At 69.5% G+C, this 16,360-nt stretch carries 16 protein-coding genes; 11 read left to right on the forward strand and 5 right to left on the reverse strand.

Annotated elements, in window-relative coordinates:
• Positions 1-80: 80 nt before the first annotated feature.
• The gene (locus ACI766_RS07705) at positions 81-824 is read right to left on the reverse strand and encodes an AraC family transcriptional regulator (protein WP_003119583.1); all 744 of its coding nucleotides are present in this window, start codon (positions 822-824) and stop codon (positions 81-83) included.
• Between the two features lie 284 nt (positions 825-1,108).
• Here ACI766_RS07705 and ACI766_RS07710 point away from each other — a divergent pair, with 284 nt between their 5' ends.
• The 3 genes from ACI766_RS07710 (at position 1,109) to ACI766_RS07720 (ending at position 6,926) form a co-directional block, all read left to right on the forward strand.
• Entirely contained in the window at positions 1,109-2,866 is a 1,758-nt protein-coding gene (locus tag ACI766_RS07710) for a DUF1302 domain-containing protein (protein WP_003102337.1), read from the forward strand.
• A 56-nt stretch (positions 2,867-2,922) separates the two neighbouring features.
• Positions 2,923-4,293, forward strand: coding sequence for a DUF1329 domain-containing protein (locus ACI766_RS07715; RefSeq protein ID WP_003111022.1), 1,371 nt, complete (start codon positions 2,923-2,925; stop codon positions 4,291-4,293).
• Positions 4,294-4,442: 149 nt separating this feature from the next.
• Positions 4,443-6,926, forward strand: a complete 2,484-nt coding sequence (locus tag ACI766_RS07720) for a LuxR C-terminal-related transcriptional regulator (protein ID WP_003453331.1) — start codon at positions 4,443-4,445, stop codon at positions 6,924-6,926.
• Between the two features lie 6 nt (positions 6,927-6,932).
• Here the strand turns inward: ACI766_RS07720 and ACI766_RS07725 are convergent, their stop codons facing one another.
• Entirely contained in the window at positions 6,933-7,745 is an 813-nt protein-coding gene (locus ACI766_RS07725) for a SirB1 family protein (protein ID WP_003162663.1), read from the reverse strand.
• Between the two features lie 245 nt (positions 7,746-7,990).
• Here ACI766_RS07725 and ACI766_RS07730 point away from each other — a divergent pair, with 245 nt between their 5' ends.
• The 4 genes from ACI766_RS07730 (at position 7,991) to ACI766_RS07745 (ending at position 12,379) form a co-directional block, all read left to right on the forward strand.
• Entirely contained in the window at positions 7,991-9,016 is a 1,026-nt protein-coding gene (locus ACI766_RS07730; RefSeq protein ID WP_003091859.1) for a Leu/Phe/Val dehydrogenase, read from the forward strand.
• 141 nt (positions 9,017-9,157) lie between these two features.
• Positions 9,158-10,255 carry a pyruvate dehydrogenase (acetyl-transferring) E1 component subunit alpha gene (gene pdhA / locus ACI766_RS07735; protein ID WP_003106978.1) on the forward strand — a complete coding sequence of 366 codons (1,098 nt, stop codon included), beginning with the start codon at positions 9,158-9,160 and terminating at the stop codon, positions 10,253-10,255.
• Positions 10,248-11,249, forward strand: coding sequence for an alpha-ketoacid dehydrogenase subunit beta (locus ACI766_RS07740; protein WP_003106981.1), 1,002 nt, complete (start codon positions 10,248-10,250; stop codon positions 11,247-11,249). The genes pdhA and ACI766_RS07740 overlap by 8 nt, the downstream gene beginning before the upstream one ends.
• 17 nt (positions 11,250-11,266) lie before the next feature.
• Positions 11,267-12,379: a dihydrolipoamide acetyltransferase family protein gene (locus ACI766_RS07745; RefSeq protein ID WP_003138213.1), complete on the forward strand. Its 1,113-nt coding sequence runs from the start codon at positions 11,267-11,269 to the stop codon at positions 12,377-12,379.
• Here the strand turns inward: ACI766_RS07745 and ACI766_RS07750 are convergent, their stop codons facing one another.
• From ACI766_RS07750 to ACI766_RS07760, 3 genes are all read right to left on the reverse strand, one after another.
• Positions 12,380-12,778, reverse strand: coding sequence for a DUF2809 domain-containing protein (locus ACI766_RS07750; protein ID WP_003453327.1), 399 nt, complete (start codon positions 12,776-12,778; stop codon positions 12,380-12,382).
• A gap of 93 nt (positions 12,779-12,871) precedes the next feature.
• A complete protein-coding gene (locus ACI766_RS07755; protein ID WP_003122204.1) occupies positions 12,872-13,456 on the reverse strand; it encodes a hypothetical protein in 585 nt (194 codons plus the stop codon).
• Between the two features lie 35 nt (positions 13,457-13,491).
• Entirely contained in the window at positions 13,492-13,758 is a 267-nt protein-coding gene (locus ACI766_RS07760) for a YebG family protein (RefSeq protein ID WP_003091854.1), read from the reverse strand.
• Positions 13,759-13,967: 209 nt separating this feature from the next.
• Between ACI766_RS07760 and ACI766_RS07765 the strand changes: the two genes are divergently transcribed.
• The 4 genes from ACI766_RS07765 (at position 13,968) to ACI766_RS07780 (ending at position 16,218) form a co-directional block, all read left to right on the forward strand.
• Entirely contained in the window at positions 13,968-14,237 is a 270-nt protein-coding gene (locus ACI766_RS07765; RefSeq protein ID WP_003091850.1) for a DUF2790 domain-containing protein, read from the forward strand.
• 119 nt (positions 14,238-14,356) lie between these two features.
• The gene (locus ACI766_RS07770) at positions 14,357-14,575 is read left to right on the forward strand and encodes a hypothetical protein (RefSeq protein WP_003091846.1); all 219 of its coding nucleotides are present in this window, start codon (positions 14,357-14,359) and stop codon (positions 14,573-14,575) included.
• A gap of 76 nt (positions 14,576-14,651) precedes the next feature.
• Positions 14,652-15,167 carry an RNA polymerase sigma factor gene (locus ACI766_RS07775; RefSeq protein WP_003453324.1) on the forward strand — a complete coding sequence of 172 codons (516 nt, stop codon included), beginning with the start codon at positions 14,652-14,654 and terminating at the stop codon, positions 15,165-15,167.
• Positions 15,168-15,231: 64 nt separating this feature from the next.
• Positions 15,232-16,218 (forward strand): FecR family protein, encoded by a 987-nt coding sequence (locus ACI766_RS07780; protein WP_023121977.1) that lies wholly within the window; start codon positions 15,232-15,234, stop codon positions 16,216-16,218.
• Positions 16,219-16,360: the final 142 nt, after the last annotated feature.

Below are 16,360 nucleotides of genomic sequence, written 5' to 3' on the forward strand. Positions count from 1 at the left end.
ATAGCGAGAGGGAAGGGGGAATGCGGCGAGAGTAGGAAGATGCCGTGCGCCTGTCGTGCGCGCGGGTCCGCTGGGAAATCTCAGCGGCGCGACGACAGGCGCTTCAGGTATTCGCGCGGAGACTGGCCGGTGTGCTGGCGGAAGCAGCGGTAGAAGGCCGACAGCGAATTGAAGCCGGCGGCGAAGGCCAGTTCGTCGACCCGTCCGGGCAGCTCGCCGGAAAGCTGGCCGAGCAGGTGTTGCAGGCGGGTCTGGTTGACGTACTGGTAGAAGCTCAGGCCGAGCACCTGGTTGAGCAGGTAGGAAATCTGGTTGCGCGTATAGCCGGTGGCATTGGCCACCTGGGTCAGGTCCAGGTCCGGATCGAGATAGGGCTGGGCCTGCTGGAAGTAGTGCTCCAGGTCGCGTGCCAGCAGGCTCAGCTGCTTGGCCGAAAGCCCCAGGCGGCTGGCCGGCGGCCGGCCGTCGCCGCCGGCCTGGGCTCCGCCGCCGCTTTCGTGGACCAGCGAGGCGTATTCGTTGATGCGCCAGATCAGGCCGTCGCGCACGGTGATCGCCTCGCTGGCGCGGAACGAAGCCAGGCGGCCGCTGAGGGTCACCCGCAGGCGGTACTGGATGAAGGCGGTATCGCCGTCGAAGCGGATACGGTCGGTGTGCTCCAGCGACTCGTCGGGGCCCTTGGGCATGGTCGCCTCGACGTACTCGCGGAGATCGGCCAGGCGCATCCGGCGGTTCTGGAAGAAGTCGTTGTATTCGACCTCGGGATGATAGAGCGCCATCACCGCGTCGATGTCGCGGTGCTTCCAGCTGAGGTGATAACGCATGACCGTCTCGCGGGTGGCGTCGGCGAGATCGCGGTCGGCGGGAATGGTCTGTTCGGGCTGCATGCAGCGAAGGATGCCATCGCCGCCGCCGGCGGAACAGTGCCGCGCTGTCATCCATGCACTGGATGACGGCGTATCCATCCTGCATATGGCGTTCGCCGAGGCGCTTTCCAGGGCCCCTGTTCACTCTTTCGGGCGACAGCCGGAATACCTCCTTGGTGCGCTTACCGCCGTTCGGGCCGCTGGGTAGGGTGTAGCCACCTCGACCCTGTCAGGAGAGCCGCATGACAACAACAAAAAGGCGCGGAATCTTCCCTCTGCACGCACTCGCTGCGGCCACAGCCCTGGGTTGCGCCACCCAGGCCTCGGCCGTGTCATTCAACATCGGGGAGATCGAAGGGCAATTCGACTCGTCGCTGTCGGTGGGGGCCAGCTGGTCCATGCGTTCCGCCGACAAGGACTACATCGGCACCCGCAACGGCGGCCACGCCTCGTCGCAGACCTCCGACGACGGCCGGCTCAACTTCAAGAAGGGCGAAACCTTCTCGAAGATCTTCAAGGGCATCCACGATCTCGAACTCAAGTACGGCGACACCGGCGCGTTCTTCCGTGGCAAGTACTGGTACGACTTCGAGCTGAAGGACGAACACCGCCTGCTCTACGACATCGACGACCACAATCGCAAGGAGGGCGCCAAGTCCTCCGGGGCGCAGCTGCTCGATGCCTTCCTCTACCACAACTACAGCATCGGCGACCTGCCCGGCAGCGTGCGGGTCGGCAAGCAGGTGGTGAGCTGGGGCGAGAGCACGTTCATCCAGAACTCGATCAACAGCATCAACCCGATGGACGTCGCCGCGTTCCGCCGGCCCGGCGCGGAGATCAAGGAAGGCCTGATCCCGGTGAACATGCTCTACCTGTCCCAGGGCATCAGCGACGCGCTGACCGTCGAAGGCTTCTACCAGTTGGAGTGGGACCAGACGGTGATCGACAACTGCGGCACCTTCTTCTCTACCACCGACGTGGTCGCCGATGGCTGCGAGCGGATGGTCTACGCCGGCAGCGACTTCGACCCGAACCCGGCCAACGGCTACCGCTACCTGCCGCGCGCCGGCGATCGCGATGCCCGCGACAGCGGCCAGTGGGGCCTGGCCCTGCGCTGGTACGCGGCGGAGCTGAACGACACCGAGTTCGGCCTGTACGCGATGAACTACCACAGTCGCAACCCGTACTACAGCGTGATCGCCGGCAACGGCCTGGCCACCTCCGACCCGGTCACCGGGCGCTCCACCGGCTATTACTTCATCGACTATCCCGAGGACATCCGCCTCTACGGCCTGAGCTTCCAGACCAACATCGGCAGCACCTCGGTGGCCGGCGAGCTGAGCTACCGGCCGAACATGCCGCTACAAATCAACAGCACCGACATGTCGATCGCCGCGATCTACCCGACCACCCTGTTCGGCAACCCGATCTACGACAGCGGCTTCGCCACCCCGCGCGCCGGCGAGGTGATCAACGGCTACGTGCGCAAGCCGGTGACCCAGGCACAGGTGACCGTCACCCAGTTCTTCGACCGGGTACTGGCGGCCGACCGCCTGACCGTGGTCGGCGAAGTCGGCTACAACCACCTCAGCGGGGTCGACGGCGACGACCTGCGCTACGGCCGCGACGCCATCTATGGCATCGGCGAACTGCCGAACAACGCCTTGTGCACCGGCGCGCTCAACGTGGCCAACCCGCAGGAGTGCAACAGCCACGGCTTCTACACCCGCAACTCGTGGGGCTATCGCCTGCGCGGGATCCTCGAATATCCCAACGTGTTCGCCGGGGTCAACCTGAAGCCGAACCTGGCCTGGTCGCACGACGTCGAGGGCTACGGGCCGAACTTCAGCGAGGGCGCCAAGGCCGTCAGCGTCGGCCTCGATGCCGACTACCAGAACACCTATACCGCCAGCATCAGCTACACCGACTTCTTCGGCGGCAACTACAACCCGATCAACGACCGCGACTTCCTCGCGGTGAGCTTCGGGGTGAACTTCTGAGGTCCGCCGCCCCTCGGGGCGGCCGCTTTCGCGGATACGAACAAGGATAACGACGCATGAAAACAGCACGACTCCTGTCCTCCGGGGCGCTGGCCCTCAGCCTGCTGGCCGGTTCGGTGACGGCGGCGGTTTCGCCCGACGAGGCCGCCAAGCTCGGCAGCAGCCTGACCCCCATCGGCGCGCAGAAGGAAGGCAACGCCGACGGCAGCATCCCGGCCTGGACCGGCGGCCTCGCGGCCAGCGCCGGCAAGGTCGATGGCAAGGGCTTCCTTTCCGATCCCTTTGCCGACGAGAAGCCGCTGTTCACCATCACCGCGCAGAACGTCGAGCAATACAAGGACAAGCTCTCCGACGGCCAGTTGGCGATGTTCAAGCGCTACCCGGAAACCTACCGGATCCCGGTGTACAAGACCCATCGCACGGTGGCCCTGCCGGCCGAGATCGACGAGGCGGTCAGGCAGAGCGCGCTGAACGTGCAGCCGATCAACGACGGCAACGGCCTGTCGAATTTCGAGAAGAGCCGCTACTACGCCTTCCCCATCCCGAAGAACGGTGTCGAAGTGCTCTGGAACCACATCACCCGCTACCGCGGCGGCAACCTCAAGCGCACCATCGTCCAGGCCACCCCGCAGACCAACGGCAGCTTCACGCCGATCCGCTTCGAGGAGTCGGTGGCATTCCCGCAGAACATGCCCGACCTCGACCAGAGCAAGGCGGCCAACATCCTCACCTTCTTCAAGCAGCAGGTGACCGCGCCGGCGCGCCTGGCGGGCAACGTGCTGCTGGTCCACGAGACCCTCGACCAGGTCAAGGAGCCGCGCCTGGCCTGGGTCTACAACGCCGGCCAGCGCCGCGTGCGGCGCGCCCCGCAGGTGGCCTATGATGGCCCGGGCACCGCCGCCGACGGCCTGCGCACCTCGGATAACTTCGACATGTTCTCCGGCGCCCCGGACCGCTACGACTGGAAGCTGGTCGGCAAGCGCGAGATGTACATCCCCTACAACGCCTACAAGCTCAACGACCCGACCCTGAAGTACGGCGACATCATCAAGGCCGGGCACATCAACCAGGACCTGACCCGCTACGAGCTGCACCGGGTGTGGGAAGTGGTCGGCACGGTGAAGCCGGGCGAGCGGCACATCTACGCCAAGCGCCACATGTACATCGACGAGGACAGCTGGCAGATCGCCCTGGTCGACCACTACGACGGTCGCGGCCAGCTCTGGCGGGTCGGCGAGGGCCACGCGCAGTACCACTACGACCAGAAGGTCGCCGGCTACACCCTGGAGGCGCTCTACGACGTGATCGCCGGTCGCTACCTGGCGCTGGGCATGAACAACGAGGAGAAGCGCGGCTACGAGTTCGGCTTCAAGGCCTCGTCCGCCGACTACACGCCGGCCGCCCTGCGCAACGCCGGGGTACGCTGAGTCCCGGCCAGTCGCGACGAGCGCGTCGGCTTGTGCCGACGCGCTCGTGCGTTATGACGGCCCATCACCCGGCGCAATCATCGTTCAGCAGCGGGGCAGGCGCGGTCTAGGCTCCCGGCAAGGCGCTTCGACAGAACAAGAGCACTGCCATGACCGAGCCGACCGAGCTGCCCGCCGCCTTGCCGCGGCTGCCGCCGCAGCACCTGCCGCGGCCCCGTTTGCACCAGCCGCTGCTGCGCGGCGAATGCCGCCTGCGACTGCTCTGCGCGCCCGCCGGCAGCGGCAAGACCGTCCTCCTCGGAGAATGCGCACGGCGGGCGCCGCCTGGCGTGCAGGTGGTCTGGCTGGCGCTGGGCGGGGAAGCGCTGGACCCCGCGACCTTCCGCCGCCGCCTGGCCGGCGCTCTCGGCTTGGCCGAGGACAGCGACGAAGCGCAGCTGTGCCGGCGGCTGCGCAACGCTTCCGCGCTGTGGCTGCTGCTCGACGATTACCCACGGCATCCCGACCCCGCCCTCGACGCCTGCCTCGATCGCCTGTTGAGCGCGGCCTCGCCACGGGTGGGCTGGTGGCTGGCGAGCCGGCGGCGGCCGCAGTGCAACCTGGCGCGGTTGCTGCTGGAAGGGGAGTTGCTGGAGGTCGACGGCGGCCTGCTGGCGTTCGATGCCGACGAGGTCGCCGAACTGCTCCGCCTGCACGGGCGCAGCGCCGATGCCGCTACGGCCGGGACACTGCTGGAACGCAGCGGCGGTTGGTGCGCCGCGTTGCGCTTGCGCCTGCTGGTCGGCGAAGAGACGGCCGGACCGTTGTTGCAGGAATACCTCCAGCACGAGTTGCTCGACGAGCTGCCGCCGCCGCTGGCCGACGCCGCGCGTGCCCTGGCCTGGCTGCCGCAAGTCGGTCCGGAGCTGTTCCGCCGGCTGTTCGAGGAGCTGCCCCACGGGCTGGACGACCTGTTGGCGCGGGGCTTCCCCCTGCTGGCCGATGCGAACCAGCGCTACAGCCTGCCGCCGGCGATCCGCGAGGCCTGGCGCGAAGCGCCACAGCGCCCGCAGCGGGACTTCCACCGGGAAGCCTGCGAATGGTTCGCCGAACACGGCGAGACCCGCGAGGCGGTCGACCAGGCGCTGGCCGCCGACGAACCGGAAACCGCCGCCGGATTGTTGCAGAAGCTCACCGAGGAGCAATTGCTGCACGGCCACAACATCGGCATGGTCCTGGCCCTGCGCGACGAACTGCCGGCGGCGCTGCTGGCCAGCACGCCGCGCCTGGTGATCCTGAATGCCTGGACGCTGCTCTACGCCGGACGCCTGGCCGAAGCCGAGGACTGCATCGGCCAGTTGGCGCGCTTCCTGCCGATGCCCTCGGCGTCCCGCCAGCGGGTGCTGCTGGCGCAATGGCAGGGCTTGTTCGGGATCCTCCTGCACTGCCGCGGCGAGCGCGGCGCCGCCGACTACCTGCGCGAGGCGCTGGAGCAACTGCCGGAGGACGCCTGGTCGCAGGGACTGATCTGCCGCTCGGCGCTGATGCAACTGGCGATGATCGAGGGGCGGATGGACCAGGCGCGGTTGATCGGCCGCGATGCTTTGCGCCTGGCGCGCGAGCACGACAGCCTGATCTTCGAGGCGCTGATCGAACTGGAGCGGGCGCAGTGGCTGGAGCAGCGCGGCGAACTGCTGCGCGCGGAAGGCGTCCTCGATCGCGCCCAGCGCTACCTGGAGGACCTCGGCCAGCAGGGCAGCCCGATGCTCGGCCGGATCGCCCTGCGCCGCGCGCGCCTGTGCCTGCAGCAGGGCCGCGAGGTCGACGCCGGGCACTGGTATCGGCTGGGGCTGGAGCAGGCACGGGAGAATCTCGATCCCTGGGCGCTCTACGGCTACCTGGGACTGGCCTTGCTGGAAGCCGGGCAGGGCGACCTGGACGCGGCGTTCAACCGCCTGCTGGAGGTCGAGCGGCTGATGCAGCAGCGCCATGTCCCCGATCCGCTGTATCGCGGCGCGCTGCTGCTGGTCAGCTCCGCCCTGACCCTGCAGCAGGGAAGGCCGGCGCAGGCGCGGGAGATCCTGCTGCGGGTCCGCGCCTACTTCCAGCCGGGACGGGCGCGCCTGTCGCCGCCCTCCGAACCGGAGTTGGAAGCGCGGGTAGAGCACCAATTGGCACTGGCCGAACTCTACAGCGGCGAGGCAGCCGCCGCCGAAGCGCGGCTGCGCGGGCTGCTCGCCATTCTCGAGGCGCAGGGGCGGCAGACGCTGCTTTGCGAAGTGCGCATGGGTATCGCCGAGTGCCAGTTCCTCTCCGGACAATTGCCCCAGGCCCAGCAGACCCTGCGCAGCGGCCTGGAGCTGGCGGAGCGGCTAGGCCTGCAACTGCCGCAGCGGCGACTGCGGGATCGCCAGCCGCAACTGTTCGCCGCCCTGCCGGGGGAAGAAGAGGAGGGGCTCAGTCCGCTCAGTTGTCGGGAGCTGGCGGTGCTCGGCCTGATCGCCCAGGGCTGCTCCAACCAGGAGATCGGCGAGCAACTGTTCATTTCCCTGCACACGGTGAAGACCCACGCCCGGCGGATCAACGGCAAGCTCGGGGTGGCCCGTCGGACCCAGGCGGTGGCGAGGGCCAAGGCCCTCGGCCTGCTCGCCTGAGCGGCCTCAGTGCAGGGCGCGGCCGGTCGGCGGGGCGAGTTCGCCCAGGCGCTGGCCGAGGCGCAGTTGCTCGGTGGGATCGTCGCTGAGCAAGAGCGCGCGTTCCAGGTCGTAGCGTTCCGCCTGCGGGCAATCCAGTTGCCGATAGAGGCCGGCGCGGGCCTCGTGGTCGGCGGCGCCCACCGGGCCGAGTTCGATCACCCGCTGGGCATCCTTCAGCGCGGCCAGCGGCTCGCCGGCGGCGCTGTGCAGTTGTCGCAGGTTGCGCGACAGACGCTGGAGGATTTCCCCGGGAGAGGCCTGCTTCAGGTAGGCGGCCTGCAGTTCGCTCTTCGGCCCTTGCAGGCGCAGCAGCAGTTCGCGGCAGTCGGGGGTATAGAGGCGTCGCCCGGTGGCCGGGTCGAGCAGATGGTCGGCCTGCGGCACGCGCAGCAGGAAGCGTCCCGGGAAGTTCACTCCGACCAGCGGAATGTCCAGCCGCCGCGCCAGTTCCATGGCCACCAGCGCCAGCGACAACGGCTGTCCCTGGCGCCGCTGCAGCACCAGCGGGAGCAGGGCCGAGCGCGGTTGCAGGGGGAAGTCGTCGTCTTCGCAGAAACCCTGTTCGCTCATTCGCCGCAGCAACCCCTGGGCGCGCTCGCTGGCCGAGGCGCGGTCGTCCAGGCTGGCGCCGATCTGCCGGACGAGTTCGTCGAGCTCGCGCAGGGCGTGGGCGGGCGAATACGCCGGGAGGTGCTCCGCGGCGATCCACAGGGCCGCCTCGAACAGCGCTGGCGGTTCCTGGGCGAGACAATCGAGGCAGGCTTGACGCGGGTCCATGGCTTTCCTCCTGGTGCGCCTGGATCGCTGCGGACGGGCCGTTCGGAGCACGCCGGGGCCGGTTTCGAGCGGGCGGACCCCAAGGTTGTAACCGTCCGCCGAAGCTTCGTCCAGTACCCGGCTCGGCGAGCGCCGCCGCCTGGTCGTCGGCCTTGCGGGCGTTTCGCCGACGCCTGCCTATACTGAAGGTGCCGGGCGGCAACGGCCCGGCCCGGACAACAAGCAGCAAGCAGGGGAGCCCCAGCATGTTCGACATGATGGACGCGGCCCGGCTCGAGGGTCTCCACCTCGCCCAAGACCCGGCCACGGGACTCAAGGCCATTATCGCCATCCACAGCACGCGACTCGGCCCGGCGCTGGGTGGTTGTCGCTACCTGCCTTACCCCAACGACGAAGCCGCCATCGGCGACGCCATCCGCCTGGCCCAGGGCATGAGCTACAAGGCGGCCCTGGCCGGGCTGGAGCAGGGCGGCGGCAAGGCGGTGATCATCCGCCCGCCGCACCTGGACAATCGCGGCGCGCTGTTCGAGGCCTTCGGGCGCTTCATCGAAAGCCTCGGCGGACGCTACATCACTGCGGTGGACAGCGGTACCTCCAGCGCCGACATGGACTGCATCGCCCAGCAGACCCGCCACGTCACCAGCACCACCCAGGCCGGCGACCCCTCGCCGCATACCGCCCTCGGCGTGTTCGCCGGGATTCGCGCCAGCGCCCAGGCGCGCCTCGGCAGCGACGACCTGGAAGGCCTGCGGGTCGCGGTGCAGGGGCTCGGCCACGTCGGCTACGCATTGGCCGAGCAACTGGCGGCGGTCGGCGCCGAGCTGCTGGTCTGCGACCTCGATCCCGGCCGGGTGCAACTGGCCGTCGAGCAGCTCGGTGCCCATCCGCTGGCGCCGGAGGCATTGCTCTCCACCCCTTGCGACATCCTCGCGCCCTGCGGCCTGGGCGGCGTGCTCACCAGCCAGAGCGTCAGCCAGTTGCGCTGCGCGGCGGTGGCCGGGGCGGCGAACAACCAGTTGGAGCGGCCGGAGGTCGCCGACGAGCTGGAGGCGCGCGGCATCCTCTATGCGCCGGACTACGTGATCAACTCCGGCGGCCTGATCTACGTCGCCCTCAAGCACCGCGGCGCCGACCCGCACAGCATCACCGCGCACCTGGCGCGGATTCCCGCGCGGCTCACCGAGATCTATGCCCATGCCCAGGCCGACCACCAGTCGCCGGCGCGGATCGCCGACCGTCTGGCGGAACGGATTCTCTACGGCCCGCAGTGACGGGCCGGCGTTTCCGGCGAGGCCGCCAGCGGGCCTCGCCAGCGGCAGTGCGGGCCACCCCCGCCGCGCCGCGCGTGCACGCCGCCACCCGCGGCGCGACCCTGAGCGGCACGCCTACCCGGCGTGCGGAGGAGGTTTGCGATGGTTCACAACCGGATCGACCCGCCTTTCACCCGCTACCTCGACAGCGACGGTCGGCCCCTCGGCGAGTTGCCCGCCTGGGCCGGCGACAGCGATGCGCTGGTCGGCCTCTACCGGCAGATGCTCCTGACCCGCCTGTTCGACCAGAAGGCGGTGGCCCTCCAGCGTACCGGGCGGATCGGCACCTATGCGCCAACCCTCGGCCAGGAAGCCATCGGAGTGGCCATCGGCAGCCAGATGCGCGCCGAGGACGTGCTGGTGCCGTATTACCGCGATACCGCCGTGCAATTGATGCGCGGCGTGCGCATGGAGGACATCCTCCTCTACTGGGGCGGCGACGAGCGCGGCAGCGACTACGCCGAACCGCTGGCGGCGCAGGACTTTCCCATTTGCGTGCCGATCGCCACCCAGGCCCTGCATGCCTGCGGGGTCGCCTCGGCGTTCCGCATCCGCGGCGAACACCGGGTGGCGGTGACCACCTGCGGCGACGGCGCCACCAGCAAGGGCGATTTCCTCGAGGCGCTGAACGTGGCGGGCGCCTGGCAGTTGCCGGTGCTCTTCGTGGTCAACAACAACCAGTGGGCGATCTCGGTGCCGCGGCGCATCCAGTGCGGCGCGCCGACCCTGGCGGAGAAGGCGGTGGGTGCCGGCTTCCCCGGCGAACAGGTGGACGGCAACGACGTGCTGGCGGTCGCCGAACGCGTCCGCGCGGCCCTGGAGCGCGCGCGCCAGGGCAAGGGGCCGACCCTGCTGGAGTGCATCAGCTATCGCCTGTGCGACCACACCACGGCCGACGACGCCAGCCGCTACCGTTCCGCCGAGGAGGTCAACCAGGCCTGGCGCGAGGAGCCGATCAAGCGCCTGCGCGCCTTCCTCGCCGGCCGCGGCCAGTGGGACGAGGAGCGCGAGCAGGCGCTGGTGGGCGAGTGCCAGGCGCGGGTGCAGGAGGCGGTGGAGCGTTTCGAGACGTTCGCCGCGCAGGCGCCGCAGGCACTGTTCGAGCATGTCTACGCGCGCTGGCCGGCGGTCCTGGAGGAGCAGCGCGAGCAATTGCTGGAGCGCGCCGCGCGGCGGCAGGGAGGGGCCGAACATGAATGAGCGCAACGGCGAAGCGAAACGCCTGGCCCTTCTGGAGGCGGTCAACCTGGCGTTGCACCGGGCCATGGCCGAGGACGAGACGGTGGTGGTGCTGGGCGAAGACGTCGGGGTCAACGGCGGGGTGTTTCGCGCCACCCTCGGCCTGCGCGAGCGCTTCGGCTTCAAGCGGGTGCTGGATACGCCGCTGGCGGAGAACATGATCGCCGGGCTGTCCATCGGCATGGCCGCCCAGGGCCTGAAGCCGGTGATGGAGATCCAGTTCATGGGCTTCATCTACGCCGCCATGGAGCAACTGGTGTCCCATGCCAGCCGCCTGCGCAATCGCACCCGCGGCCGCCTGGCCTGCCCGTTGGTGCTGCGCACGCCGATGGGCGCGGGGATCCGCGCGCCGGAGCACCACAGCGAGGCGACCGAGGCGATGTTCGCGCACATCCCCGGCGTCCGCGTGCTGGTGCCGTCGTCGCCGGCGCGGGCCTACGGCCTGCTCCTGGCGGCGATCGACGATCCCGATCCGGTGATCTTCCTCGAGCCGACCCGGCTCTACCGGATGAACCCGCAGCCGCTGGCGGACGACGCCCGGCGCCTGCCGCTGGACAGTTGCTTCACCCTTCGCGAAGGCGGCGACCTGACCCTGGTCAGCTGGGGCGCCAGCGTCCACGAGACCCAGCAGGCCGCCGAGCGCCTGGCGCAGCGCGGCATCGAGGCCGAAGTGATCGACGTCGCCTGCCTCAAGCCGCTCGACCTCGACACCCTCGAAGCCTCGGTGCGCAAGACCGGTCGCTGCGTGATCGTCCATGAGGCGCCGAAGAGTGGCGGCCTCGGCGGGGAAATCGCCGCGAGCCTCTACGAGCGTGTCCTGTTCGACCTGCGGGCGCCGATCCAGCGGGTCGCCGCGGCCGATATCCCGCCGCCGCTGTACCGCCTGGAAGCGCTGTACATGCCCGCCGTGGAGGACATCCTGGCGGCCTGCGACACCGTGCTCGGCTACGCCTGAGCCAAGGGGAGACGACCATGAAGCACTTCAAGCTGCCCGACCTGGGCGAGGGCCTGCAGGAAGCGGAAATCGTCGAATGGCACGTCAAGGCCGGCGACAGCGTGCGCGCCGACCAGCGCCTGGTCTCGGTGGAAACCGCCAAGGCGCTGGTGGACATCCCTGCGCCCTACGATGGGGTGGTGGGCAAGCTGTTCGGCGCCGAGGGCGACATCCTCCACGTCGGCGAACCGCTGGTGGGCTTCGAGGGCGAGGAGGCGGACGCCGGTACCGTGGTGGGGCGCCTGGAGGGCGGCGGTAGCGCCCTGGAGGACCGTTTCTTCATCGGCGCCGCACCGTCCACCCGCGAACACCTGGCACCGCGCGCGACCCCGGCGGTGCGCCAGTTCGCCCGCCAGCAGGGCGTCGAACTGGCCGGCCTGAGCGGCTCCGGCCCGGATGGCCTGATCACCCGCGCCGACGTCGAGGCCGCCGCCCAGGGCGCCCGCGAACGCTTCGGCGGCGAGCGCTTGCGCGGGGTACGGCGGAGCATGGCGCTGAACATGGCGCGCTCGCATGCCGAGGTGGTGCCGGTGACGATCTACGGCGACGCCGACCTGCATCGCTGGAAGACCGCACGCGACCCGTTGATCCGCCTGGCCCAGGCGCTGGCCGAGGCCTGTCGCGCCGAGCCGACCCTCAACGCCTGGTTCGATGGCGCCTCGTTGTCGCTGAAACTGCATGAGCGGCTCGACCTGGGGATCGCCGTGGACACCCCGGACGGCCTGTTCGTGCCGGTGCTGCGCGACGTCGGTGCGCGTTCGGCGGAGGACCTGCGCGCCGGTATGCGGCGCCTGCGCGAAGACGTCCAGGCACGCTCGATCCCGCCGGCGGAAATGCTCGGCGCGACCCTGACCCTATCCAACTTCGGCACCCTGTTCGGCCGCTACGCCAACCCCGTGGTGGTGCCGCCGCAGGTGGCCATCCTCGGCGCCGGCGGCATCCGCGACGAAGTAGTGGCCTGGCGCGGCGAGATGGCGATCCACCCGATCCTGCCGCTCTCGCTGAGCTTCGATCACCGCGCCGCCACCGGTGGCGAGGCGGCGCGTTTCCTCAAGGTACTGGTGAACGCCCTGGAGCAGCCCGACGGCTGATCAGCGCCGGCGCTCCAGCCACCATGCCAGCAGCGCGCCGAGGGCATAGGCGAGCAGGTCGAAGCCGTCGGCGGAGCTACCGAGAACGATGCGCAGCACGGGACTGGAAAATTGCCAATGCAGTTGCGCCGCCAGGTACTGGCCCAGTTCCAGCAGCGCGCCGACGGCAAAGGCGGCGGATGCCAGCCAGGCGGCCGGCGCCCTGAGCGCGCTGCCCATCAGGTAGTAGAGCCAGACCACCGCCAGCAGGTCGCCGCCGAAGCTGCGTATCCAGCCCCAATGCCGGCCCAGGGTGGCGAGCAGGACCAGCAGGCCGAACAGCAGCATTGCCAGCAGCAGGCTGCGCCGGTCCAGGCGCCAGCGTCGGGAGCGGACGGGGGAGGCGGGGAGAGCGGGCATGGGACCTTCCTGGTCGATGGGGCTGCCGGGCGTTGTACGGCAAGCGCCAGTTTCCGGCAAGCCGGGCGCGGGTCGGACAAGCGCCGCGCGGACTCAGCGGCGTCGCAGGCTGGCGAGCAGTTGTTCGACGAAGGCGTCGCTGCCGGAGCTGTCGAGGTAGTGCACCTGGGGACCGTCGAGCAGGTAGAGCGCGTGGTAGGGCTTGCCGGCCTGGCTGCCGCGCAGGCGATAGACCTCGGTGCCGGCTACGCGGTAGCGGCTGGCGCTGGCGCGCCGGTCGCACAGGCCGAGGGCCTGGCGCTGCGCCTGGAGACGCTCGCGCTCGGCGTCGGGCAGGCCGTCCAGCGGCAGGGCTCCGAACAGCAGGCGAACCTGTCGCGGGAGGTCGAGCCGTTCGCCCTCGTCCGCGCCCATCTCGTTGCCTTCGAGCAGGCGGTGGGCGAGGTAGTGACCCTCGGCGTAACGGGCGATCAGCAGGTCGCCGCTGTGCAGCAGGGTGGCGGGGGCCCGTTGCAGGTCGAGTTGCAGCCTGCCGGCGCCGCCCAGGGCCAGGACCTGCGCGGCGCCGGCAGAGGCTGCCGGTGTCTCGGCGTCCGTGGCCCGGAACGGGCAGGCGAGGGCAGGGGCACCGGCGAGGCCGAGGAGGACGCACAGCAGGCCGGCAAGTTGTCGCGGCATGTTTCGGCTCCTTGCGCTTTGCTTGCAGCGGCGGCTCATTCGTCCGCGGCGTTTTCCTCGAACAGTTCGTTGAGGGCGTCCGGCTGGTTCTTGAAGGCGCGGGCGAAGGCGTCGCGGTTCTTCGCCATGAAGATGCCGAGTTCTTCCACCTGTTCCTCCTTCAGCGACGGCACCGCCTTCTGCAGCACCTCGGCCAGCGTTTCCGCCAGCTCCAGCATCTTGTCGTAACGATCGGCTTCAGCCTTGTCCATGAACAAACGCTCCTGATCCCGGCTGCTGCGGTACACCACTTCGACGGCCATTCATCACCTCTGTGCCTTCTGAGTCGCAAGGTTGCTTTGACTGGTTATCCATCCAGTATATGGCGTCTTGCCGTCCGTGGATAGCGCCAGGATTGCCGGCGCATTGCCGGGGCGGTCGTCGTCTGACAGAAATGTCACGCCGGGCTCATGAGCCTGACAGTCTCCGCAGCGTAGTTTCAGGCTGAACGTTCTACCAAGGAGACATCCTCATGAGAGTGATCCCGTTGGCACTTGTCGCGCTGCTCGGCTTGGCGCCGCTGGCCCAGGCGCAGCAGCAGCCCTACGGACCCAACCCGGACTCGAAATCGCTCCGCCAGCACTACGTGGAAGGGCGCCTGGACATCGCCCGGGTGATCTACAAGACCGACCTGTGGAGCGCCTGTGGGATCGTCCCGGCGCGCCTGGTCTACGAGGACTCGCAGGGCGAGCGGCATACCGTCGAGTACAAGGCCTGGGGCAGCGGCTGCAGCGGCAATTGAGCGAACCCGGTGCGGCACGGGCCGCGCCGGGTTTTCCTCGGCTCCCGCGCTTCTGCTAAGGTTGCGCGCCTGCCGCCCGTTGCGCGGCGCATACCTTCCGCCCCGCAAGGATGCCCGGCATGCAAGACCTCGGTTTCGCCCTCCTGCTCATCGGCTACGTCTGGTCCGTGGCCAGCGGCGGCCGCCGTTCGATCCCCTGCGCATTGCTCTGCCTGCTGCTGTTTCCGCTGGCGCAACTGGCCTTCGCCATCAACGACGCGCCGATGCGCCCGCCGCTGGCGCTGGCGGCCCTTGGCGCGGGCCTGGCCTACCTCGGCGGCGGCTCGGTGTTCGGCTGAGCCCGGCATCTCACAATAATACGATTGAAAATCATTATCATAAAAAATATGCTGCTGTCCTTCTGAAAGGACGTGGGTGGATGCGCCGTTGGCGGAGCAGGATCTCAAGGCACTGTTTCTCAGGCATGCCCGGCAGTTGCAGTCGTATCTGTTGCGCAAGACCCGTGATCCACACCTGGCGGCGGACCTGGCGCAGGAAAGCTTCCTGCGCCTGGCCGAGCAGCGGCACAAGGAGCCGATCGAGCATGTCGACGCCTATCTCTACCGCACCGCGCACAACCTCACCATCGACCATTACCGGCAGGAACGGCGGCGCCGCACCGAGACCCGGCCCAACGACGACCTCGCCGGGTTCGTCGCCGACCAGCCCGGCCCCGAGGAGTCCGCGGTGGATGCCGATGCGCTTGCCCGCCTGCGCGAGATAGTCGCCGAACTGCCGCCGCGCACCCGTGAGATCTTCCGTCTCAACCGTCTGGAGGGGCTGACCCATGCCGAGGTGGCGAGACGCCTGGAAATCTCCGATAGCTCGGTGCAGAAGCACCTGGCCCGCGCCCTGGCCCATGTGATGCAGGCACTCGAGGAGTCCCGCTGAATGGATTACCGAGTCTTGCCGGTTCGCGCGTCTGAACCTCTATAACGACCAACGAGAGCCGCACGTGAACAGCCCCCAGGAACAACAGCAGATCCGCCAGCAGGCCGCCGAATGGGCGATCCGCCTGGACGGCGGCGACCTCGACCGGTCCCGGCGCGAAGCGCTGGACGGCTGGCTGGCGGCCGACCCCCGGCACCCGGCCGCGCTGGCGCTGGCGCAACGGACCTGGAAACAGCTGGGATCGCTGACCGAACCGCGGACGATGGTTCAGACGCCGGTCGCCAGCGCGCCGCGCCGCGCCGGGGGGCGGCGCAAGGGCTGGCGCGGCTGGGCCGCGGCGGCGGCGGTGCTGCTGGCCCTGGGCAGCGCCTGGAGCGAACGCGACGCCGGCGTGACCTGGCTGGCCGACCACTCTACCGGCAAGGGCGAGGTACGCATCCTGCGGCTGGTGGATGGCAGCGAGGTCGAGCTGGACGCACAGAGTGCCATCGATGTCGCCTACGACAGCCGCGAGCGACGGGTGCGCCTGCTCGAAGGCAGCGCGATCTTCCGCGCCGCCCCCCGCGCGGGGCGGGAGACACGGCCCTTCGTGGTGGAAAGCGCCGGCGGCAGCACTCGCGCGCTGGGTACTCGGTTCCTGGTCAGCCGCAACGAGGACGGCAGCGTCCAGGTCGGGGTGCTCGAACACCGCGTCGCGGTGGCCCTGGCGCATCCGCGCACGGGGACCGTCGGGCGCCGCGAGCTGGGCGAGGGCGAGAGCCTGCGCTACAGCGCGGAGGGCGGCGTCGAGGCGCCGCTGGGCGGTCGCCTCGACGACCTGACCAGTTGGCGGCGCGGCCTGCTGGTCTTCGACGAGCAGCCGCTGGGCGAGGTGGTGGCGCGGCTCAATCGCTACCGGCCGGGGCATTTGCTGGTGGCTCCCGGTGCGTTGGCGCAGCGGCGGGTCAGCGGCGTATTCCGGGTCGCCGACCTGGAGGCCTCGTTGCAGTCGATCAGCGATGAGCTGGGAGTGCGCAGCCTGGGCCTGGCGGGAGTGACGCTGCTGTACTGAGCGGCGCGATCGCTTCCGAGAGCCTCGACCACGGGCCGGGCAGTCGCCCCGCGCGCTTGTTCCGGCAGGGGCCGGGAAGCGCATTTTCGAGCCGTGGATCCCGCCGGCGAAAAATTTTCTCGATTTCCGTTACTGACTTTCC

This window comes from Pseudomonas sp. DL, assembly GCF_047199225.1.
Lineage (GTDB): Bacteria > Pseudomonadota > Gammaproteobacteria > Pseudomonadales > Pseudomonadaceae > Pseudomonas > Pseudomonas aeruginosa.